The 20,565-nt window shown below is 71.0% G+C and carries 18 protein-coding genes; 4 read left to right on the top strand and 14 right to left on the bottom strand.

Annotated elements, in window-relative coordinates:
• Positions 1-2: 2 nt before the first annotated feature.
• Both AB0N14_RS07650 and AB0N14_RS07655 read right to left on the bottom strand, forming a co-directional pair.
• The gene (locus AB0N14_RS07650) at positions 3-4,031 is read right to left on the bottom strand and encodes a Pls/PosA family non-ribosomal peptide synthetase (protein WP_366024775.1); all 4,029 of its coding nucleotides are present in this window, start codon (positions 4,029-4,031) and stop codon (positions 3-5) included.
• 304 nt (positions 4,032-4,335) lie between these two features.
• Positions 4,336-5,088: an MBL fold metallo-hydrolase gene (locus AB0N14_RS07655; RefSeq protein ID WP_366024776.1), complete on the bottom strand. Its 753-nt coding sequence runs from the start codon at positions 5,086-5,088 to the stop codon at positions 4,336-4,338.
• 245 nt (positions 5,089-5,333) lie between these two features.
• Here AB0N14_RS07655 and AB0N14_RS07660 point away from each other — a divergent pair, with 245 nt between their 5' ends.
• Entirely contained in the window at positions 5,334-5,774 is a 441-nt protein-coding gene (locus AB0N14_RS07660; protein ID WP_366024777.1) for a type II toxin-antitoxin system PemK/MazF family toxin, read from the top strand.
• 18 nt (positions 5,775-5,792) lie between these two features.
• On the opposite strand, the gene AB0N14_RS07665 is transcribed toward AB0N14_RS07660, so the two are convergent.
• The 9 genes from AB0N14_RS07665 to clpS form a co-directional block, all read right to left on the bottom strand.
• Positions 5,793-6,362 carry a hypothetical protein gene (locus AB0N14_RS07665; RefSeq protein ID WP_366024778.1) on the bottom strand — a complete coding sequence of 190 codons (570 nt, stop codon included), beginning with the start codon at positions 6,360-6,362 and terminating at the stop codon, positions 5,793-5,795.
• Between the two features lie 131 nt (positions 6,363-6,493).
• Positions 6,494-8,563: a putative Ig domain-containing protein gene (locus AB0N14_RS07670; RefSeq protein WP_366024779.1), complete on the bottom strand. Its 2,070-nt coding sequence runs from the start codon at positions 8,561-8,563 to the stop codon at positions 6,494-6,496.
• Positions 8,564-8,886: 323 nt separating this feature from the next.
• Positions 8,887-9,837, bottom strand: coding sequence for a cysteine synthase (locus AB0N14_RS07675; RefSeq protein WP_366024780.1), 951 nt, complete (start codon positions 9,835-9,837; stop codon positions 8,887-8,889).
• 22 nt (positions 9,838-9,859) lie between these two features.
• Positions 9,860-10,138, bottom strand: a complete 279-nt coding sequence (locus AB0N14_RS07680; RefSeq protein ID WP_103845066.1) for a MoaD/ThiS family protein — start codon at positions 10,136-10,138, stop codon at positions 9,860-9,862.
• A gap of 113 nt (positions 10,139-10,251) precedes the next feature.
• Positions 10,252-10,347, bottom strand: a complete 96-nt coding sequence (locus tag AB0N14_RS07685; RefSeq protein ID WP_216825713.1) for a winged helix-turn-helix domain-containing protein — start codon at positions 10,345-10,347, stop codon at positions 10,252-10,254.
• A gap of 79 nt (positions 10,348-10,426) precedes the next feature.
• On the bottom strand, positions 10,427-10,849 hold the full coding sequence (locus AB0N14_RS07690) for a M67 family metallopeptidase (RefSeq protein ID WP_366024781.1): 423 nt from the start codon (positions 10,847-10,849) through the stop codon (positions 10,427-10,429).
• A gap of 98 nt (positions 10,850-10,947) precedes the next feature.
• Positions 10,948-12,372, bottom strand: a complete 1,425-nt coding sequence (locus AB0N14_RS07695; RefSeq protein WP_366024782.1) for an amino acid permease — start codon at positions 12,370-12,372, stop codon at positions 10,948-10,950.
• A 345-nt stretch (positions 12,373-12,717) separates the two neighbouring features.
• The gene (locus AB0N14_RS07700) at positions 12,718-13,323 is read right to left on the bottom strand and encodes a DUF2017 domain-containing protein (protein WP_366024783.1); all 606 of its coding nucleotides are present in this window, start codon (positions 13,321-13,323) and stop codon (positions 12,718-12,720) included.
• A 12-nt stretch (positions 13,324-13,335) separates the two neighbouring features.
• Positions 13,336-13,653, bottom strand: coding sequence for an ATP-dependent Clp protease adapter ClpS (gene clpS, locus AB0N14_RS07705; RefSeq protein ID WP_366024784.1), 318 nt, complete (start codon positions 13,651-13,653; stop codon positions 13,336-13,338).
• A gap of 229 nt (positions 13,654-13,882) precedes the next feature.
• On the opposite strand from clpS, the gene AB0N14_RS07710 reads away from it, so the two are divergent.
• Together AB0N14_RS07710 and AB0N14_RS07715 are read left to right on the top strand one after the other, a co-directional pair.
• On the top strand, positions 13,883-15,184 hold the full coding sequence (locus AB0N14_RS07710; RefSeq protein ID WP_366024785.1) for a nicotinate phosphoribosyltransferase: 1,302 nt from the start codon (positions 13,883-13,885) through the stop codon (positions 15,182-15,184).
• A gap of 256 nt (positions 15,185-15,440) precedes the next feature.
• Positions 15,441-16,028 carry an isochorismatase family protein gene (locus AB0N14_RS07715; RefSeq protein ID WP_366024786.1) on the top strand — a complete coding sequence of 196 codons (588 nt, stop codon included), beginning with the start codon at positions 15,441-15,443 and terminating at the stop codon, positions 16,026-16,028.
• Between the two features lie 53 nt (positions 16,029-16,081).
• On the opposite strand, the gene AB0N14_RS07720 is transcribed toward AB0N14_RS07715, so the two are convergent.
• Both AB0N14_RS07720 and AB0N14_RS07725 read right to left on the bottom strand, forming a co-directional pair.
• Positions 16,082-16,411: a hypothetical protein gene (locus AB0N14_RS07720; protein ID WP_366024787.1), complete on the bottom strand. Its 330-nt coding sequence runs from the start codon at positions 16,409-16,411 to the stop codon at positions 16,082-16,084.
• Between the two features lie 122 nt (positions 16,412-16,533).
• Positions 16,534-18,885 carry an immune inhibitor A domain-containing protein gene (locus AB0N14_RS07725; protein ID WP_366024788.1) on the bottom strand — a complete coding sequence of 784 codons (2,352 nt, stop codon included), beginning with the start codon at positions 18,883-18,885 and terminating at the stop codon, positions 16,534-16,536.
• Positions 18,886-19,379: 494 nt separating this feature from the next.
• Between AB0N14_RS07725 and AB0N14_RS07730 the strand changes: the two genes are divergently transcribed.
• Positions 19,380-19,670, top strand: a complete 291-nt coding sequence (locus AB0N14_RS07730) for a hypothetical protein (RefSeq protein ID WP_366024789.1) — start codon at positions 19,380-19,382, stop codon at positions 19,668-19,670.
• Between the two features lie 95 nt (positions 19,671-19,765).
• Here AB0N14_RS07730 and AB0N14_RS07735 read toward each other — a convergent pair whose 3' ends face one another.
• Complete coding sequence (locus AB0N14_RS07735; protein WP_366024790.1) at positions 19,766-20,530, bottom strand: RDD family protein; 765 nt, start codon at positions 20,528-20,530, stop codon at positions 19,766-19,768.
• Between the last annotated feature and the right edge of the window lie 35 nt (positions 20,531-20,565).

Genomic DNA, 20,565 nt, shown 5'->3' on the forward strand with positions numbered 1-20,565 from the left:
CCTCACCGCCCCGGATGCGCGGCGCCCTCGGCGGGGAGCCCGCGCCAGCTGGTCCCCGGCGTCAGGTGCTCCCCCTTCATGGCCAGGGACAGTGCCCCGAGCCGCACGCCCTCGCCCACCACCGCGTCGTACAGGACGATCGCGCGCGTGCCGACGCTCGCGCCGGACCGGACGGTCACCTTCGACATCTTCATCACCCGGTCTTCGAACAGGTGGGTCTGCAGCGAGACGTTGGTGCCGATCGCGGCGTCGTCGCCCACCTCCACCAGGTCGAACTCGGTGAGGAAGGTGGTGCCGATCCAGGTGCGCCGGCCGATGCGGGCGCCGAACAGGCGGAGCACCGACGGCAGGAAGGGCGTCCCCACCAACATACGCACGCCGGCCGGGACGGCGGCGGCCTCGAACAGGCCGGTGACGAACTCGGTGCGGCGGACGAACAGGCTCCACAGCGGTGCGACGCGCGGCCGGTACCGCCCCACGACGACCAGCTTGACCAGCACGCAGAACGCGGTGACGGCGGCCATCGCACCCATCGCCAGCAGCGGTGCCACGAGCACCGCCGTCGGCACGTCGCCCGTACGGCGGGTGAGGGCGGACAGCGCCAGCACGACCAGCCAGGCACCGGCCGCCAGCAGGGAGGCGGGCAGGGTGGCGCGGAAGAACTCGATGCCCAGGCGCCCGAACACGGCCCCGCGGGTCGGCCGGTAGGTCAGCTCCTCGGGGTAGGAGCCGCTGCTCTGCCGCACCGGCAGCCGCAGCGCGGGCGAGCCCAGCCAGGTGGTGCCCTCGGGCACACGGTCCCGCGGCGGGACGGTGCCCACGCCGACCAGGGAGTCCGCTCCGAGTTCCGTCCCGGCCGGTACGAGCGCCGCGTTGCCGACGAACGCGCGGCTGCCCACCTCGGTGGGCCCGAACGCCACCCGGTCCGCGGCGAAGGCGGCGGCCCCGATGCTCGCCATGTCCGCGACGAAGCTGCTCTCCTTCAGCGTGAGCAGGTCGGGGTCGATGCAGGCGGCGGTGGACACCTCGGCGCCCCGGCCGACGCGCGCGCCGAGCAGCCGCAGCCACGGCACGGTGTACAGGGTGGCGTAGAGCGAGTTGGTGAAGGTGAGGCTGTACTCCAGCAGCTTGTCCGCGACCCACTTGCGCACGCCGAGGAAGGAGCGCGCGGGGTGGATGCCGGCGGGCACCCGGGGCAGGACGAGGCGCTTGCCGAGGGCGACCACCGTGCACACCGTGATCACGAACAGCGGTCCGGACAGTGCGGCGGCGGCCAGTGCGGCCTCCGTGCCCCAACGCTGCCAGGCGCACCAGGCCAGGGCGGCGCCCGGCAGGATCATCGCGGGCGTGGCCGCCTCCAGGCAGAGGAGACCGAGCAGTGCGGCGGCGAGGTGGCGTGGCCGCCAGCGGTCGGTGCCTTCGGGTCCGGCCAGCATGGCCTCCACGGCCGGGGCCAGGGCGTCGACCGGGCGCGCCGGTGATCCGGCTCGGCGGGCCCCGGCGGGGACCGGCTCGCCCGGGCCGAGGAGGGACTGCTCGCCGAGTGCCGAGCGGGGGCCCATCCGGGCTCCGGGTTCGAGGACCGCGCCCGCGCCGACGTGGGCCCGCTCGCCGATGGTGATCGGGGCGACCGTGACCCATCCGTCGGCGACCTGCCAGGGGCGCAGGCAGGCGCCGTAGCCGATGGCGGTGTCGCTGCCGACGCGCAGCAGGGCCGGCAGGGAGATCATGCTGGTGGCGATGGTGGTGCGGGCCCCGATGCGGGCTCCGAGGAGCCGCAGGTAGGGGGCCATGAAGGGGGAGCCGCTGAGCAGCCGGAGCGGGCTGACGCCCAGCAGCAGGTCCAGCGCCCACAGGCGCAGGTAGGTCGCGCCCCACAGCGGGTGGCGGCCGGGGGCGATGCCCGCGGCGAGGGGGCGGGCCAGGGCGAGGGGCAGGAGCCAGCGCAGGGCCGTGTAGGCGGCCAGCACGGCGAGCGCGGGCTCGGCCACCGCCCGGCCGGACACCTGGCCGTGGCTGGTGGCGTACGAGACGGCCAGGGGCAGCGTGAACAGCAACAGCATGATGTGGATCGCCGCGGCCTGGGCGAGCCCGGCGAGCGCGATCCGGGCGCGGCCGTGGCGGATCGGCGCCGGGCGGGGCGGCTCGGTGGCGGCGGGAGTGGCCGCCGCCGTGCGCAGCCGGGCGGCGAGCGCGCGGACGGTCGGGTGTTCGTAGAGGTCGCGCAGGGTGGGGCCGGGTTCGCCGTCCTGGCCGCGCAGCAGGGAGACGGCCCGGGCAGCGAGCAGGGAGTGGCCGCCGAGGTCGGTGAAGAAGTCGGCCTCGGCGGACAGGTGGTCCGGGGGGATGCCGAGGATTTGGGACCAGGCGTCCCGGACGCGCGCTTCCCAGGCGTCGCGGGCGGGCACCACCCGGCCGGTGCCCGCGAGCCGTCTGCCGGTCGGGGCGGGCAGCCGCCTGCGGTCGGCCTTGCCGCTCGGCATGGCGGGCAGCCGGTCGAGGACGTCCAGGAACGACGGCACCATGTAGGCGGGCAGCATGCGGCGCAGACGCTCGTGGAGGCGGGCGGCGAGGGCGTCGTCGTCACGGGCGGTGTCCGGTTGCGGGGCACCGTCGGCGCGGACGACGTAGGCGGCGAGGACCTTGCCGTCGTGACCCTGTTCCGCCGGTGCTCCGGGCGCCGGGACGAGCGCGGTGATCGCCGCAGCCACGGCGGGGTCCTCCAACAGCACGTTGTCGATCTCGTCGAGGGCGACCCGGTAGCCGCGGACCTTGACCTCGGCGTCGGCCCGGCCGAGGTACTCGATCTCCCCGTCGGCTGTCATGCGGCCGAGGTCCCCGGTGCGGTAGAGCCGGCCGCCCCGGGGTGCCAGCGGGTGCCGGATGAAGCGGTCGGCGGTCAGGTCCGGCCGGCCCACGTAGCCGCGGGCGAGGCCGGGCCCGCCCAGGCAGATCTCGCCCGTCGCGCCGTGGGGCACGGGCCTGCGCCGCTCGTCGAGCAGCACCACCGAGTACGTCGGCAGGGGCCGCCCGATGGTGACCGGCCGGCCCGGGCGCAGTTCCTTCCAGGTCGCGGTGACGGTGGTCTCGGTGGGCCCGTAGGTGTTGAGGATGCGGCGGCCGGGCCTGCCCCACCGCTCGACGAGCGGCGCGGGGCAGACCTCGCCGCCCAGGAGGATGCCGCGGATCCGCGGCAGGTCCCGCGGGAGGGTCGCCAGCAGCGTCGGCACGCAGTAGAGCACCGTGACGGCGTGCTCCTGGAGGAAGTCGGCGAGTTCGTCGCCGAGCCGCCCGGGTCCGGTCGGTCCGGCGACGAGCGTGGCGCCCACCGTCCACGTCGGCCAGATCTCCTCGATGGAGAAGTCGAACGACAGGGTCATGCCCTGGTACACCCGGTCGTCCGCGCGGATGCCGTAGACGGGAGTCACGACGCGGAGGAAGTTGCAGATGCTGGACTGGGCGATCTCCACGCCCTTGGGTCTGCCGCTGGATCCCGAGGTGTACATGACGTAGGCGACGGGGTCGTCCTCGTCCGGCTCGGCGGCGGGTGGGCGCGTGGTGGGCAGGCGGGCGAGGTCGCGGGCCTGGGTGTCGGTCTCGATCACCGGGCACCGCCGCGGTGTCCCGGCGCCGAGGGCGGAGGTGGTCAGCAGGGCGGCGGCGCCGGCGTCGCCCAGGATGAAGGCGACGCGATCCGGCGGTGCCTCCGGGTCGACCGGCACGAACGCCGCCCCGGCCTTGCAGACGCCCAGGAGGCACGCGTACATCTCCACCGAGCGCGGCACCATGAGCGCCACGCGCGCGCCCGGGCCGAGGCCCAGCCGGCGCAGGTGGTGGGCGACCTGGTTGGCGCGTGCGTCGAGGTCGGCATACGTCACGCGCTGTCCCGCGCACTCCAGCGCCACGGCCCACGGGCTGTGGTCACAGGCGGATTCGAAATAGTGGTGCAGCCGGCCGAGGGAACCCGTCGCCCTCGGATCGGTGTGGCCTCTGGTCCTGACGGTGGGTCGGGCGCAGGCGTCGGAGGCCATCGGGGCGCCCCCTTCCGGCTTGTGGAGTTCTCGCTCGTCCCTGGTGACTTCTCCAGCCTGTGCGTGCGTCGCTGAGATGAAGCTGAGAGAGGACGAGGGGACGCAAGACGACGCAAGACGACGCAGGAAGACGCAGAAAGACGCAGGAAGACACAGGAAGACGCAGCAGGACGCAGGAAGACTCAGCAGGACGCAGCAGAACACTGACAGGGCACGAAAAGACCGCCGCCTCCTGGGAAGCGGCGGTCGCCGTTGCGTCGTTCGGGACCTCGCGGGCGTCGTTCGAGGTCTTCGGGCGGACGGGTTAGATGTCGTACGTCGCCCGTGGCGCCGCCAGTTCGACCGGCCCCGAGTAGACCGCGCGGGCGTCCGTCAGGTTGACCTGGGGGTCGGTCCACGGCGGGATGTGGGTGAGGACGAGGCGGCGGGCCCGGGCGCGGGTGGCGGTCTCGCCCGCCTCACGGCCGTTCAGGTGGAGGTTCGGAATGTCCTCCTTGCCGTGGGTGAAGGCGGCCTCGCACAGGAACAGGTCGGCGTCGCGCGCGAGTTCGTCCAGCGCCTCGCTCACACCGGTGTCGCCCGAGTAGGTGAGCGAGCTGCCGCCGTGCTCGATCCGGATGCCGTACGCCTCCACCGGGTGACGTACGCGTTCCGTGTGCACGGTGAACGGGCCGATCTCGAACGTGCCCGGTTTGACCGTGTGGAAGTCGAAGACCTCGCTCATCGAGGAGGCCGAGGGCGTGTCGCCGTAGGCGGTGGTCAGGCGCTGTTCGGTGCCCTCCGGGCCGTAGACCGGGAGGGGGGCGCAGCGGCCGCCGTCGTGGCGGTAGTAGCGCGCGACGAAGTACGCGAGCATGTCGATGCAGTGGTCGGCGTGCAGATGGCTCAGGAAGATGGCGTCAAGGTCGTAGAGACCGCAGTGGCGCTGCAACTCGCCCAGGGCGCCGTTGCCCATGTCGAGCAGCAGCCGGAAGCCGTCGGCCTCGACGAGGTAGCTCGAGCAGGCCGAGTCCGCGGACGGAAACGACCCCGAGCAGCCGACGACGGTGAGCTTCATAGAGCTGGAACCTCCGTGGCGGGACGTGCGCAAGGCAGGGACGGGGAACGGTGACGGGGGTCGTGCGGTCCGTCGAGCGTAAGGCGCAAAAGGACCGGTCGCTCCTCCGCCAGGGGCCGTTGTGGGGGAACTCACCTGTGGTGTCACCGGTTCGGCTGGAACAAGGGCGCGCGCGGCGCACGATACGGCGCACTTGAGTTGCGGAAGGCGGGCAGTGAGGCGAACGCGCCGGTACCGTCATCCATATGGACACGTCGTGGTGGCTCGCGCTGGCGGCGGTGGTGCTGCTCGCGCTGGTCGCGACGCTGGTGGACGGATGGGGGCGCGGGCGGCGTCACCGTGCCGCGGCCGCGCGTCCGCCGGGGCGTGCCCGGGTGCATCCGCGGCCGGCCGAGATCTGGTGGGCGAGCGTGCCCTACGGGGACCGGCCGGGCGGCAAGGAGCGGCCGTGCCTGGTGCTGACGGTGCGCGGGGACAGCGCGACGGTCGCGCGGATCACCAGCCGGTACCACGACGAGCGGGCGGGCGTGATCCCGCTCCCGCCGGGGTCGGTCGGTGACACCCAGGGGCGGCCCAGCTTCCTGGAGACGGACGAGCTGCGGGACGTGCCGCTGTGGGACTTCCGGCACCGGGTGGGGGTGGTGGACCCCGCGCTGTGGGACCAGGTGCGGTACCTGGCCGGGTGAGCGAGTACATCGCGGGCCTCATGGCTTGGTCACCGTGACCGTGACGGTCCACCGCTGGATGCCGAAGCACGACGTCTGGCCGGGGCGCTTGGCGCACAGCGGCCGGGTGGCGGTCAGCTGTGCGGTGCCGGGCGCGACGGCGTCGAAGGCGGCCACGGCGTCGCCCGGCTGAACGACGAAACCGGCGTTGGCGGCCTTCAGCGCCGCGCCGGTGGCGGTGACGGGGGTCCAGGGGCGGTCCCTGGTGCCGTCCAGGGTGAGGCGGATCTGTCCGCCGGTGCTCAGGCACACGGCGCGGCCGGTGTCGGCGGCGGTGAGCTGGACGTGAGGGGTGCAGCCGGTGGAAGTGGCCGTGGGGGCCGGTGCCCCGGAGGCGGGCGCCGAGGGGGAGGCCGACGGGGACGCCGATCCGGATTCGGGCGCCGACGGGGACGCCGGCCCCGAGGCCGACCCGGACACCGACGGGGACGGCGACACCGCGCCGCTGCCGGCCGCTCCTGGCCCACTGTGCGTGCCGCAGCCCGCGAGGAGGAGCGCCGCTGCCGCGACGGCGACGACAGTGGTCCGCTGAGCGGTGGTACGGCGCATGAGGGCCGCCTCTCGTTACTCGTGCCCATGTGTGCCGGTGTGACGTTTCTCCAGCGCATCAGGATCCCCACGCGCTCGCAAACGGGCCCCGGCCCACACGCCCGGCCGGGGCCCCTTCGCGCACAGGTGCGTCAGCTCGTCGTCAGGGCGGTGTCGTCGATGACGAAGCTGGTCTGCAGCGAGGAGTCCTCCACGCCGCTGAACTTCAGGGTGACCGTGGACCCCGCGAACGAGGACAGGTCGAAGGACTTCTGGGTGTAGCCGGAGGCCGCGTTGACGTTCGAGTACGTCGCCAGCGTGGTCGACCCGGCGGTCACCGTCAGCTTGTCGTACGCGGTGCTGCCGGTCTCCGCGGTGTCGATGTGCAGGTAGAAGGTCAGCGTGGCCTTGCAGCCGGACGGGATGGTCACCGACTGGGACAGCGTGTCGGTGTGCGAGGAGCCGTACCCGTCGAGCCAGGCCTTGTAGGAGCCGCTGTGCGCCGCCTCACCGCTGTCGTTGGTGATCACGCCGCTGGAGGCGGTCCAGGTGGTGTTGCCCGACTCGAAGCCCGGGTTGCCGAGGAGCTGCGCAGACGTGCACCCGCCGCCGGAGGGGCCGACCGTCCAGGTGAAGGAGGCCGAGCCGGACGCGCTGGTGGAGTCCTTGGCGGTGACGGTCACGCTGTAGGTGCCCGCGGTGGAGGCGGTGCCGGAGATCAGGCCGGTCGAGCTGTTGATCGACAGGCCGGTGGGCAGTCCGGTGGCGCTGTAGGTGAGGGTGGCGCCCGCGCTGTCCGTCGCCCTGATCTGCAGGCTGACCGAGCTGCCGGTCGTGGTGGACTGGTTGCCCGGGTTGGTGACGGTCACCGTGTTGCCGGTGCTGCTGCCGGAGGAGAAGGCGGTCGTGCCGTTGGGGGTGCCCCAGCCGGTCGGGCCGTCGTAGCCGGTGCGCGCGGTGCAGAAGTACGAGGTCGAGCAGGAGCCGTTGCTGCCGCTGGTGACGTCGTACAGGTTGCTCGTGTGGGAGTAGGGGTACTTCGCCGGGTAGTCGCTGGAGCCCGGGGTGCCCGCGAGGGCGTAGACGCCGGCGATGATCGGGGCGGAGGCGCTGGTGCCGCCGTAGACGGCCCAGCCGGAGCCGCCGTAGGTGTCGTAGACCGCGACGCCGGTGGCCGGGTCGGCGACCGCGGAGACGTCGGCCTCCATGCGCTTGGAGCAGCCGGTGTCGGTCTGCCAGCTCGGCTTCGGGTCGTAGGCGGAGCAGCCGGAGCCGGTGCCCTCGGTGGAGCTGGTGTGCCACACGGACTCGGTCCAGCCGCGGGAGTTGGACGACGTGCTCAGCGCGGTGCCGCCGACGGCGGTCACGTACTGGGAGGTCGCCGGGTACTCGGCGCCGTAGCCGGAGTCGCCCGCGGAGACGGTGATCGCGACACCCGGGTGCTTGAAGTAGGAGGTGTCCTCGCTGGTCTGGGAGGAGGACTCGGAGCCGCCCCAGCTGTTGGAGACGAACTTGGCGCCCAGCGAGACGGCCTCGTTCTCGGCGATGCCGAGGTCGGTGTCGTTGGCGGAGTTGGCCTCGACGAGGATGATGCTGCAGTTGGGGCAGACGGCGCTGACCATGTCGATGTCGAGTGCCTCCTCACCGGCCCACCCGGAGTCGTTCGTGGGCAGCGAGGTGGTCGAACCGGTCTGGCTGACCTGCTTGAAGCAGCCGTTGGCCTTGGTGCACGCCGACAGGCCGTACGTCGAGCGGTAGGTGGCCAGGTCCGACTCGGCGTTGGGGTCGTTGTAGGCGTCGACCACCGCGACGGTCAGGCCGGAGCCGCCGGTCGAGGGCAGGTTGTAGGCACTGTGCAGGTTGGCCGGGCTCAGGCCGGAGGGCGCGGCGGCCGCGAGCGCGGAGGCCAGGCGCTGCCTGATGTCGGTGCGGCGCTGGGCGAAGCAGGACGCGTGGCCGGGCTTCGCGGTGGCGCACAGGTGCTGGGTCGGCACCTTCTGGCCGGCCTTGCCGGTCGAGTGGACGGTCTGCCGCTGGGGGTCGGTGAGCGCCTTGGCGTTCTGGGACGTGCGGGTGGTGTGCGCGGTGGCGGCGGGCGCGGTCTGCGCGCCCGCGGACGGGGCCGCCAGGAACCCGGCGACGGTGAGGGTGAGGGCCGGGACGGCGGCGGTCAGGAGTCTTCGAAGACTCCGGCGCCGCTTGTTCGGGCGTGACGCACGCATGGGGGTGTTGCCTCCATCGGTCGAGGCCGGCACCGCGCGGGCCTGGGTGGGGCCGGACGCGGGACCACAGCCGGAAGTGGGGATTCACGAGCTGAGTGGCAGGCTGTGACGCGCGTAGCGGCGGTGGAACGCGCGTCATGGGCATGACACTTTGACCACCCTGCGATGCCGATGAGCGTGACATGACAGGACGGGCAGAACGTAGCCCCGTCCGTCCCCGAAAGGCTGCCCCGGGCGAAGATCTTTGCCGCGTCGTAGACAACGCTTAGCCCCCTCATAGGAGGGGGTTGGCGCTTCGATGAGAGGCGGCCCCTGCGAAGGGCTCAGGCCCAGAGCTGGCCCTGGAGCGTCTCGATGGCCTCTTCCGTCGTGGCCGCCGTGTAGACGCCGGTCGACAGGTACTTCCAGCCGCCGTCGGCCACGACGAAGACGATGTCGGCGCTCTCGCCCGCCTTGACGGCCTTCTTGCCGACGCCGATCGCGGCGTGCAGCGCGGCGCCGGTGGAGATGCCCGCGAAGATGCCCTCCTGCTGGAGCAGTTCACGGGTCCGGGTCACCGCGTCCGCCGAGCCGACGGAGAAGCGGCTGGTGAGGACGGAGGCGTCGTACAGCTCCGGCACGAAGCCCTCGTCGAGGTTCCGCAGGCCGTACACCAGGTCGTCGTAGCGCGGTTCGGCGGCCACGATCTGCACGTCCGGCTTGTTCTCGCGCAGGTAGCGGCCCACGCCCATGAGGGTGCCGGTGGTGCCGAGCCCGGCCACGAAGTGCGTGATGGACGGCAGGTCGGCGAGGATCTCGGGGCCGGTCGTCGCGTAGTGCGCGCCCGCGTTGTCCGGGTTGCCGTACTGGTAGAGCATCACCCAGTCCGGGTGCTCGGCCGCCAGTTCCTTGGCGACGCGTACGGCCGTGTTGGAGCCGCCCGCCGCCGGGCTGGAGATGATCTCGGCGCCCCACATGGCGAGCAGTTCCCGGCGCTCCTGCGAGGTGTTCTCGGGCATCACGCACACCATGCGGTAGCCCTTGAGCTTGGCCGCCATGGCCAGGGAGATGCCGGTGTTGCCCGAGGTGGGCTCGAGGATCGTGCAGCCGGGGGTGAGGCGGCCGTCCTTCTCCGCCTGCTGGATCATGTGCAGCGCGGGGCGGTCCTTGACCGAGCCGGTCGGATTGCGGTCCTCCAGCTTGGCCCAGATCCGGACGTCGGGGGACGGCGACAGCCGCGGCAGGCGCACCAGGGGGGTGTTGCCCACCGCGGCCAGCGGGGAGTCGTAGCGCATCGGTGATCAGCGACCGTCGGGCTCAGGCCATGCCGCCGGCGACGGCCGGCAGGATCGTCACGTTGTCGCCGTCGGCGACCTTCGTGTTGATGCCGTCGAGGAAGCGGACGTCCTCGTCGTTCAGGTAGACGTTCACGAAGCGGCGCAGCTCGCCGCCGTCCACGATGCGGGCCTGGATGCCCGGGTGACGGGTCTCGAGGTCGGCGAACAGGTCGGCGAGGGTCTCCCCGGTGCCTTCCACCGCCTTCTGGCCGTCGGTGTACTGGCGGAGGATGGTCGGGATGCGGACCTCGATGGCCATGGTTGCGGGCTCCTGTCGGAAGGATGGCGGGTCGGTGGGCGCGGCGGCGCGAGGGCGCGGTGGTACGCGGGTCGGACGCCGCGGCTCACGGCCGTACGGCGGCAGGGACAGCGTCAACAGATGGCGCTGGCGAGCCTGCACAGGTCGACGTGCAGCCGCGCCACGAGCAGTGCGCCCGGCGTCTTGTCGCTCACGTCGTTCAGAACCATGCGCTCATCGTAACGATTCCCGGACCGGGCTCCGGAGTGTGATCTCGCTGTTCGGACAGATTTCATCCGCGATACGAGATCAGTAGGAGTCCACGATCTTGACTTCTTCCTCCGTGACCTCGCCCTCCACGATCCGGAACGAGCGGAACTGGAAGGGGCCCGCCCCGTCGGTGTCGGCGGTGGAGACCAGGACGTAGTGGGCGCCGGGCTCGTTGGCGTAGGAGATGTCCGTGCGGGACGGGTAGGCCTCGGTCGCGGTGTGGGAGTGGTAGATGACCACCGGGTCCTCGTCGCGGTCGTCCAGCTCCCGGTAGAGCTTGAGCAGGTCGCCGGAGTCGAACTCGTAGAACGTGGGCGAGCGGGCCGCGTTCAGCATCGGGACGAAGCGCTCGGGGCGGTCCGAGCCGGCCGGGCCGGCGACTACTCCGCACGCCTCGTCGGGGTGGTCCTGGCGCGCGTGCGCGACGATCTGGTCGACGAGGGCCTGGGTGATGGTCAGCATGACCGCCAGCATAAGCAGAAGGGCCGCCCCGTACCGAGGGGTGGTACGGGACGGCCCACATGGTGAGCTACGCGTGAGCCGGGAGACTCACGGGAGACTCAGCGGACCTTCTCCAGCTCCTCTTCGCGGCGCTGGGTGACCTGCGGGTTGCGGGCCTTCAGCACCGCCCAGCCGACGGCAAGGGCGGCCGCCCAGACCGCCATCACGTACAGGCAGACGCGGGAGTCGGCGTCGTAGGCGATCAGGCAGGTGACGAAGAGCAGGAACGCGATGGCGATCCAGCTGCACACCGCGCCGCCCGGCGCCGGGAAGGAGGAGGCGGGCAGCCGGCCCGCGTCCACCGCGCGGCGGTACAGGACGTGGCTGACCAGGATCATCAGCCAGGTCCAGATGCCGGCCGCGGTGGCCACCGAGGTGACGTAGCCGAACGCCTTCTCCGGGACGACGTAGTTGAGGACCACGCCGATGCCCATGAAGGCGACCGAGACCGTGATGCCGAGGGCCGGGGTCTTCGAGGCGGACAGCTTGCTGAAGACGCGGGGCGCCTCGCCGTTGTCCGCGAGGGTGCGCAGCATGCGGCCCGTGGAGTACATGCCCGAGTTGCAGGACGACAGGGCCGCGGTGAGCACCACGAAGTTGACGATGCCCGCGCCGGCCGGGATGCCGATGACCGCGAACGCCTTCACGAAGGGGCTGACGCCCGCCGCGAACTCGGTCCACTTCACCACGCACAGGATCACGGTGAGAGCGCCGACGTAGAACAGGGCGATGCGCCAGGGCAGGGTGTTGATCGCCTTGGGGAGGGTCTTCTCCGGGTCCTCGGACTCGCCCGCGGTGACGCCGACCAGCTCGACGGCGAGGTAGGCGAACATGACGCCCTGCAGGGTCATCAGCGACGAGCCGATGCCCTTGGGGAAGAAGCCGTCGAACTGCCAGAGGTTGGAGACCGCGGCCGTGTCACCGGCCGCGCTGAAGCCGAAGGTCAGCACGCCGAGACCGATGACGATCATGCCGACCAGCGCGGTGACCTTGACCATCGAGAACCAGAACTCGATCTCGCCGAACAGCTTCACCGAGATCAGGTTGGCCACGAACAGGACCACCAGGAAGACCAGCGCCGTCACCCACTGCGGGATCGACGGGAACCAGTAGTGGACGTAGATCGCGGCGGCCGTCAGCTCGGCCATGCCGGTCACCACCCACATCAGCCAGTACGTCCAGCCGGTGAAGTAGCCGAAGAACGGGCCGAGGAACTCGCGGGAGTACTCCGCGAAGGAACCCGACACCGGGCGGTACAGGAGCAGCTCGCCGAGCGCCCGCATGATGAAGAAGATGATCACGCCGGCGAGGGCGTACATGAGGATCAGGCTGGGCCCTGCCTTGGCGATGTTCGCCCCCGCGCCCAGGAACAGGCCGACGCCGATGGCGCCGCCGATCGCGATCATCTGGACCTGACGGCTGCCGAGCCCGCGCTCGTACCCCTCCTCAGGGGTGTTCTCCTTCTCGACCTGCGCTGAGGTCATGTGTGGTGCGCCTTTCTCCATGCCGATCCGGGCCTCTCGTCGGCCGCGGATCGCCTCGATCCCCCCGGATTGATGGAGCGAGCGGGCACGGGCTCTCCCGGGTCCGCTCATGCCTGGCCGACGGTCGTCGGCTCGGTGGCGCACCCGGCGCAACATGGGTGGTGTTCGCCGGGCGGTCGTGAAGATTTATCACGACCGCAACACTGATCACCTGGACGCGCTGTGGCGGAGCGCACAGCAAGAAGCGGACAAAGCACGCACGAACGGCCCATACGTGGCCGCAATGGTGACGCGATCGTTATCCGGATTTGAGCGTCCGCTGAGCGAACACAAAAACCCCACAGGTCAGGGCATAAGGGTGGTGACGAGCGTCTCCTGGAGACCGCCGAGCCACAGATACGCCATCACCATCGGCTTGCGCGGGTCCTCGTCCGGCAGCCGGTACAGCTCGTCGGTGTCGTCCTCGTCGGCGACCTCGAGCCGGGAACCGATCGCGAGGCGCAGGTCGTTCAGGGCGCCGAGCCACTGCTCGCACTCCTCGCGCGACAGCTTGAGCACCCCGCCCTCCCTGCTCGCCGAGGTCAACGCGTCCAGGGTGTGGATCACCGCGAGGGCGTTCTCGCGTTTGCGGGCGCGCAGGTCGTTCTCGGTGAAGCGGCGGAACTCGGCGGAGTGGGCGCGCGACTCGTCGGCCTCACCGGGCGAGACGGGCTCGCTGCCCGGGTCGCCGTACGCGTCCGGGAACAGCCGGCGCAGCACCGGGTCGGCGGGCGGTTCGCTCGGGCCCTCGGCGAACAACTCGGCGAGCGGATCCTCGGGGACGTCCTCGGCGGGGCCGGGCCCGATGAGTTCCAGCAGCTGTACGGCCAGCGAGCGGATGATGGAGATCTCGACGTCGTCGAGGGCGACGGCCGCGCCGCCGCCGGGGAGCGGTTCGAAGTGTCCTGACATGAAGGGAGGTCGCTACTTCCGGTCCTGCTGGAGGGTGGCCCACAAGCCGTAGCCGTGCATCGCCTGCACGTCGCGTTCCATCTCCTCGCGCGTGCCGCTGGAGACGACCGCCCGGCCCTTGTGGTGGACGTCGAGCATGAGCTTGGTGGCCTTGTCCTTGGAATAGCCGAAGTACGTCTGGAAGACGTACGTCACATAGCTCATGAGGTTGACCGGGTCGTTGTGGACGATCGTGACCCAGGGGACGTCGGGCTCGGGTACGGCGAACTCTTTCTCCGCCGACTGCGTTCGTTCGATCTCTACGGGAGCGGGTGACGTCACAAGCCCCATGCTGCCACCCGAGGGGGGTGGTCGCACAAACGGGCACCTCCACCCGGCCCGCAAATCGTCAGACTGACGAGATGAGGAGTACGATCGGCCGTCGCAGGCACTTGTAGCACCGATGGGTGCACCCGAAGAGTCGTGTGTGAGGAGAGCTTTGGTGGGCGTAGCGGACCTTGGGCTGCCCGAAGAAGAAGGGCGCGAAGCGCTTCCTCATAAGGGCGGTGGTGGGCGACGGGTGGGCGTTCCCTCGACGGCGCTCTTCACCGACCACTACGAGCTGACGATGCTGCAGGCCGCCCTCAGGGCGGGCACCGCCGAGCGGCGCTCGGTCTTCGAGGTCTTCACCCGGCGGCTGCCCGACGGCCGTCGCTACGGCGTGGTGGCCGGTACCGGGCGTGTGCTGGACGCGGTGGAGAACTTCCGCTTCGACGCGGGCGTCCTCGGCTTCCTGCGCGAGCGCCGGGTCGTCGACGACGAGACGCTGGACTGGCTCGCCGGCTATCGCTTCAGCGGCGACATCTGGGGCTACCCGGAGGGCGAGGTGTACTTCCCCGGCTCGCCGATCGTGCGGGTCGAGGGCTCCTTCGCCGAGTGCGTGCTGCTGGAGACCGTCGTCCTGTCGATCCTCAACCACGACTCGGCCGTCGCGGCCGCCGCCTCGCGCATGGCCTCCGCCGCCGGGGACCGGCCGCTGATCGAGATGGGCGCCCGGCGCACCCACGAACTGGCCGCCGTGGCCGCCTCCCGCGCCGCGTACGTCGGCGGGTTCGCCACCACCTCGGACCTGGCGGCCGGCTTCCGGTACGGCATTCCGACGGTCGGGACGTCCGCACACGCCTTCACGCTGCTGCACGACAGCGAGCGGGACGCCTTCCGGGCCCAGGTGGAGTCGCTGGGCCGGGGCACCACGCTGCTCGTGGACACCTACGACGTCACGGAGGCCGTCCGGCTGGCCGTCGAGGTGGCCGGGCCCGAGCTGGGTGCCGTGCGCATCGACTCGGGCGACCTGCTGCTGGTCGCGCACCGGGTGCGGCAGCAGCTGGACGCGCTGGGCGCCACCCACACGAAGATCGTCGTGACCTCGGACCTGGACGAGTACGCCATCGCCTCGCTGGCGGCGGCGCCCGTGGACGCGTACGGCGTGGGCACCCGTCTGGTGACGGGTTCCGGGCACCCGACCTGCTCGATGGTCTACAAGCTGGTCGCCCGCGCCGAGTCGGCGGACCCGAAGGCAACGCTGGTGCCGGTGGCGAAGAAGTCGACCGGCGGCAAGACGTCCGTCGGCGGGCGCAAGTGGGCGGCGCGGCGGCTGAACGAGCACGGGGTGGCCGAGGCCGAGGTGGTCGGCGTCGGGCCGGTGCCGGACGAGCTGGCGGACCGGCAGCTGCTGGTGCAGCTGGTCAAGGGGGGCGAGGTGATCTCCCGGGAGCCGCTGGACGTCGTCCGCGACCGGCACGCGGCCGCCCGCGCCAACCTGCCGCTGTCGGCGACGCAGCTGTCGCGCGGGGAGCCGGTGATCCCGACCGAGTACGTCTGACGCGTCGCTGTTGACGCGCCGGGAGGACCATGGAGGAAGGGGCGGGCTGCGCCTTCGGCCGCTGCTCGCCTGAGGGCGCATGAACGGACGGCGGGCGGGAATGCAACGGCAACGCACCCCGCGCACCCGACCCGACCGCCCGATGCCCTCTCCCGCCCGGCCCCCGAAGTCTCTAGGCTCGGTAGGTCATGTAGTTCACGGACGGCCGGGCCCGCACCCTCCACCCGAACCGCTGCCAAGCCGAAGGACACCGACCATGCGCCGCGCCTTGATCGTCGTAGACGTGCAGAACGACTTCTGTGAGGGTGGCAGCCTCGCGGTGGCCGGGGGTGCCGATGTGGCCGCCGCGATCACCGAGCTGATCGGGCAGGCCCCCGCCGGGTACCGCCATGTGGTGGCCACCCGGGACCACCACATCGCCCCGGGGGGTCACTTCGCCGACAACCCCGACTACGTCCACTCGTGGCCCGCGCACTGCGTGGCGGGCACGGAGGGCGTGGGCTTCCACCCGAACTTCGCCCCGGCGGTCGCCTCCGGCGCGGTCGACGCCGTGTTCGACAAGGGGGCGTACTCGGCGGCGTACAGCGGGTTCGAGGGCGTCGACGAGAACGGGGTCGCGCTCGGGGCCTGGCTGCGGGAGCGGGAGATCGACGAGGTGGACGTGGTGGGGGTCGCCACGGACCACTGCGTGCGCGCCACCGCGCTGGACGCGGTGCGCCAGGGCTTCCGTACGCAGGTCCTGCTGGACCTGACCGCCGGGGTGGCCGAGCAGACCACGGAGCGCGCGCTGGAGGAACTGCGGGAGGCGGGCGTGGAGCTGTCCGGCAAGCCGGTGGTGTCCTGACCCCCGCCGCGCCCCCGCACCCGCGTCGCCTGCCTCCCGTGCGTCTCAGCGGGTCACGGCTGGGCCGTCCGTCTCAGCAGGGACCTGATCGGGTGCCACAGCTCGACCGACAGGTCCTGTGCCGCGGTGTCCGGGGCCGTACGCCATATCAGGCCGTCGGGGTGGTGCAGGACCGCCGTGACCTCGTCCGGGGACGGCGGGGCCGCGTTGCCGCGCAGGTAGACCGCGCGCAGGCCCAGGTTGCGCAGGCGCGTCAGGGCGCGGGCGCGGTTCTGGGCGTGGACCAGCACGCGGACGGAACCGGCGCCCGAACCCGGGCTGGGCAGGTTCAGAGCCACCACCACACTGCCGTTCGGCAGCTTGCAGAATCCTCCTGCGGCCATACGCGTCATACCCCCGTGAGACCTGGTGTCAATAAGAGAGCCACAGCAGGCACCTAAACACGATCGGCGGCCGCCCGCCAAGGGGCTGCCGCCGATACGCTTCTGACCTGCGGAAACGCTGACTACTTCACCGCGGGTCCGACTTCCAGCTCGATCGTCGAGCCGTCCTTGCCCTGCTTAAGGATCTTGATCTTGGTGTTGGTGTCAGTGATCTTGACCCCGGCCGCAGGGTTCGAGGCGTCGTAGTAGGTGCTGGTGTGGTCGTTGAAGACCGACACACCCTTCGACGACTTGATCTTCGTCGCGACGTCCTCCCTGTGCAGGGTGATGCCGTCGGTGCGCTCCAGGCCGAAGGGTGAGTCGTAGGTCTGGATGCGGTTGCGCATCAGCGTGCCGTCGTACCACTTCAGCGGGGTGGGGTGCGAGTCGACCGGCAGGATCAGGCCGGTGCCGGCGTGGTCCTTGGTGTTGTTGTCCGCCTGGGAGGTGTCCCACTTCCAGATCAGCAGGCCGTTCTGGTACGGGTAGTGCTCCACCCAGTCCGGACGGACCGGCGCGAAGCCGAAGTTGTACGGGCCGACCTTGAGGGTCTTGTCGTACGACACGTACTGGCGGTTCTCGGCGATGTAGTACTGCTTGTAGTCCTTGGTGAAGGACGCGCCGATGCGGGAGAAGCCGTTCGCGGTCCAAGCGGCGTCCGCGCTCTCGGCGTTGTCGGAGAAGAGCGCCGAACCGTCGGCGGTCAGCGTGATCTCGTCCGCCGCGAAGCCCTTCAGGGCCACACCGCCGTCCGTCTGGTAGCGGAAGCGGAGCTGGATCTTCTTGCCCGCGTAGGCGTCGAGGGAGTACGACAGGTTCTTGTAGCCGTCGGCCGTGCCGGTCAGGGCCGGGGTGCCGCTGGCGTCACGCGGGACGGCCTGGCCGTCCACCGTGCCGTCCAGCGCGGACCAGTTGGCGCCGCCGTCGGTCGACACCTCGGTGTAGAGGTAGTCGTAGTTGGCCTCGATGTCGTAGTAGCCGTCGAGGGTCAGCATGGCCGAGGACGTGCCGGTGAGGTCCACGGAACGGGTCAGCGTGTTCTTCAGGTCGTTGCCGCTGCCGCTCCACCACTGGGTCGAGCCCTGCGCGGGGGTGACGACCTGGGTGGTGACCGCCTTGTCGGGCAGGTTGACCACCAGCGCCTGCCGGTACTTGGTGTTGTACTCGGCGACGCCCAGCTTGTGCCAGGAATTGATGCCGGCCTTGGCGGTGTCGTAGTTGAGCCAGCCCAGCTGGAGCTTGTCCCAGGCGTTCATGTCGCCGGGAAGGTCGCCGATGGCCTCCTTGCCGGTGCCGAGCCAGGAGCCGGAGGACATCAGGGTCCAGAAGCCGGTGGAGTTCTCGCCGCCGTTGGTGTCGTACTCGTCCGGCAGGCCGAGGTCGTGGCCGTACTCGTGGGCGTAGACACCGAGACCGCCGTTCTCCGGCTGGATGGTGTAGTCGCCGACCCAGATGCCGCTGTCGCCGACCTGCGTGCCGCCCAGCTTGTTGTGCTCCGGGCCGGTGGCGCCGGCGTCGGTGCCGAAGGCGTACCAGCGGTGGGCCCAGATCGCGTCGGTGCCCTGGACGCCGCCGCCCGCGGACTCGTCCTCACCGGCGTGCACGATCTGGAAGTGGTCGATGTAGCCGTCGGGCTCGTTGAAGTTGCCGTCGCCGTCGTAGTCGTAGCGGTCCCACTGGTCGAACCGCGCCAGGTCCGTCTTGATGTCCGCGTCGGACTTGCCGGCCGCCTTCTGCTGGGCGACCCAGGCGCTCACGCCGTCGCTGACGACGTTCCACACGCTCGGGCAGTTGGTGGAGCCGCAGGCGTTGTTGCCGTAACGGGCCTCGTTGTAGGGGACCTTGACCCAGTCGGCGACCTCGCCGTCCACCGAGTAGCGGCCCGAGGACTGCTTCTCGTAGTACTTCTTCACCGACTCGACGTTGTTGCCGGTGCCGAAGTACAGGTCCTGGAAGTGCTTCCGGTTGTAGTCCTTCTGCCAGGCCGTCGAGTTGTCCTTCGTACGGTCCGGCGCGGCTATCTGGTTGTGCAGGGGGCCCGCCGTACCGCCGAGCTTGGGGTCGGTCTTGTCGCCGAACTCGACCAGGATGGTGAAGATCTTGTCGGTCTTCTCCCGGCTCAGCTCGACGTACTTGGGATCGCCCTTCCTGCTCTTGAGCTCGACGACCTTCGAACCGTTGCGCTCCTTGGCCTTGGCCTTGCCTGATATGACCTGGTTGAGGGCCTCCTGGCGCTGGGCCTCCTGCGTCTTGCTCAGCGGGCCGTCGAGGTCGTGCTCCTGCTGCTTCACCGGCGCCGGGTCGTGCCGGTTCGCGGCGGCCGACTCGGCCGTGGTGGCCGCCTCCGCGACGGCGAAGGTGGAGAACGTGGCGGAGGCCGCCGCGAGCGCGACGCCTATCGCGACCGCTCTGAACGTCCGGGGTCTGCTGGTCACTTGAGTTCCTCCCCCGCGCGCGGGCGCACGGAAGGGAGTCCTGGTCATGGAGGGGCCCGTGCGCACCGATCAACGCGTGTAGTCAAGTGACGACATTTGACCGGAGGTTTACAAGAAAAAACAGACCTTGACTTGCCCAGGTCAAGTGCATTAACAGGACGAGGTGTTCGCTATACGAACGGACGTGAACGGCATAGTCCCCCGTCAAACGGCGCGCGCACGTATCCAGTTGCTGGAACACATGACTCCGTGCGCCCCTTGTGCTTCGGAACCGTGGGTTAGGTCACGCTTACCAGCCGTTCCCCTCGGGCATGGTGGCGAATAGAGTCGGCGGGTGGAGCGCCGGAATGACGGCGGTTTGCCCTGTCGGCACCGTTGTCATTTCCGCGATTCCGTGGTTGTACGTCCCAGTGCCCCAGTTCTGTCCGTAGTTGTCCGCATCCTCCCCCATCACGAGAGGCACCGGGGGGAGTCCCCCACCCCGAGGAATGGCCATGCCTCGTCCGAACGCCGCACAGCTCGCCTACGGTTCCTGCACCGTGATCTTCTCCACCCTCGCCATGCTGCTGCTGTCACAGACGAGTTCGGGTCTGGGGATCGCCGTGATCGCCCTGTCGGCGCTCGCACTCGGGCTGCTCGTCGCCGTGACGGTACCGCTGCCGAAGTCCGCGCCGGCCGCCGCGGAGCGGCCCGCCGCGCGGCAGCACACACCGGCGGGGCGCCCGACGGCGTCGGTCGGATCCACCGCGGCCACCGAGCCCGTCCGGGAGACGGCGAGCCCCTGAACCGAGCGCGCGTACGCACAACTTCACACCGAGCACTCGAACCGGCGGGCCCGTGATGCACCGGCCCGCCGGTTCATGTACGCCACCGCCCTCTGTCAGACCGCCGTGCTGACCTCCACCGTCCTGGCCGCCTTGTCGTGCAGCCCCTGTTTGTAGGGCCGGTCGAAGAAGCTCCAGCCGCCGCAGATCGCGGTCCACACGCAGGCGCAGCAGAACGCGAACGGCAGCCACAGCACCAAGGCGCGGATCAGGGACGCCTGGAGGGAGGGGTTCGAGCCGTCGTCGAGGTTGGCCACGCGCATGTTCAGCAGCCTCTTGCCGAGCGTCTGCCCGGTTCTGCTGATCAGGATCGTGTCGTAGGCCGTGTAGAGCACGGCCGCGATCACGGACTGGCCGAGGGACTTGCCGGTGTCGACCTTGGTGGCCTCGACGTTGTACTCGACGGTGTGGAACGCCCAGGACAGCAGCCAGACGACCACGCCGACGAGGATCATGTCGATGATCCGCGCGAGGACGCGCTTGCCGCTGTCGGCGAGCGGGGGCATACCGGCGAGGGGGTCGGTGCCGTCGTAGGGGCCCTGCGGGCCCCCGCCGCCGTACGGGCCCCCGCCCTCGGGGCCACCACCGCCGTACGGGCCTCCGCCCTCGTAGGGGCCGCCGGGATGGGGAGGGGGCGTGCCGTACGGGGGGCTGCCGCCGGGTGGTTCACCGCCGGAAGGGGGCTGTCCGTGGGGCGGCGGCCCACCGGGCGGGGGCTCGCCGGCGGGCGGCGGACCGCCGGACGCGGCCCCGCGGCCGGGCGGTGGCCGGTCGGGGTCCGGGGCGTCTCCTCGGCCGGGGGGTGGCGGTTCGGTGCTCATGGCCCGAGTCGACCGCGAACCCTCCGGCTCCGCAT

It is taken from the genome of Streptomyces sp. NPDC051104, from assembly GCF_040682835.1.
Lineage (GTDB): Bacteria > Actinomycetota > Actinomycetes > Streptomycetales > Streptomycetaceae > Streptomyces > Streptomyces cynarae.

Coding starts and splice junctions, on each gene's coding strand:
- AB0N14_RS07670 (WP_366024779.1), bottom strand. CDS start 8,563: ATGCGTGCGTCACGCCCGAACAAGCGGCGCCGGAGTCTTCGAAGACTC.
- AB0N14_RS07665 (WP_366024778.1), bottom strand. CDS start 6,362: ATGCGCCGTACCACCGCTCAGCGGACCACTGTCGTCGCCGTCGCGGCA.
- AB0N14_RS07715 (WP_366024786.1), top strand. CDS start 15,441: ATGCGCCGCGCCTTGATCGTCGTAGACGTGCAGAACGACTTCTGTGAG.
- AB0N14_RS07720 (WP_366024787.1), bottom strand. CDS start 16,411: ATGGCCGCAGGAGGATTCTGCAAGCTGCCGAACGGCAGTGTGGTGGTG.
- AB0N14_RS07650 (WP_366024775.1), bottom strand. CDS start 4,031: ATGGCCTCCGACGCCTGCGCCCGACCCACCGTCAGGACCAGAGGCCAC.
- AB0N14_RS07675 (WP_366024780.1), bottom strand. CDS start 9,837: ATGCGCTACGACTCCCCGCTGGCCGCGGTGGGCAACACCCCCCTGGTG.
- AB0N14_RS07680 (WP_103845066.1), bottom strand. CDS start 10,138: ATGGCCATCGAGGTCCGCATCCCGACCATCCTCCGCCAGTACACCGAC.
- AB0N14_RS07730 (WP_366024789.1), top strand. CDS start 19,380: ATGCCTCGTCCGAACGCCGCACAGCTCGCCTACGGTTCCTGCACCGTG.
- AB0N14_RS07685 (WP_216825713.1), bottom strand. CDS start 10,347: ATGGTTCTGAACGACGTGAGCGACAAGACGCCGGGCGCACTGCTCGTG.
- AB0N14_RS07655 (WP_366024776.1), bottom strand. CDS start 5,088: ATGAAGCTCACCGTCGTCGGCTGCTCGGGGTCGTTTCCGTCCGCGGAC.
- AB0N14_RS07690 (WP_366024781.1), bottom strand. CDS start 10,849: ATGCTGACCATCACCCAGGCCCTCGTCGACCAGATCGTCGCGCACGCG.
- AB0N14_RS07695 (WP_366024782.1), bottom strand. CDS start 12,372: ATGACCTCAGCGCAGGTCGAGAAGGAGAACACCCCTGAGGAGGGGTAC.
- clpS (WP_366024784.1), bottom strand. CDS start 13,653: ATGGGGCTTGTGACGTCACCCGCTCCCGTAGAGATCGAACGAACGCAG.
- AB0N14_RS07735 (WP_366024790.1), bottom strand. CDS start 20,530: ATGAGCACCGAACCGCCACCCCCCGGCCGAGGAGACGCCCCGGACCCC.
- AB0N14_RS07700 (WP_366024783.1), bottom strand. CDS start 13,323: ATGTCAGGACACTTCGAACCGCTCCCCGGCGGCGGCGCGGCCGTCGCC.
- AB0N14_RS07660 (WP_366024777.1), top strand. CDS start 5,334: ATGGACACGTCGTGGTGGCTCGCGCTGGCGGCGGTGGTGCTGCTCGCG.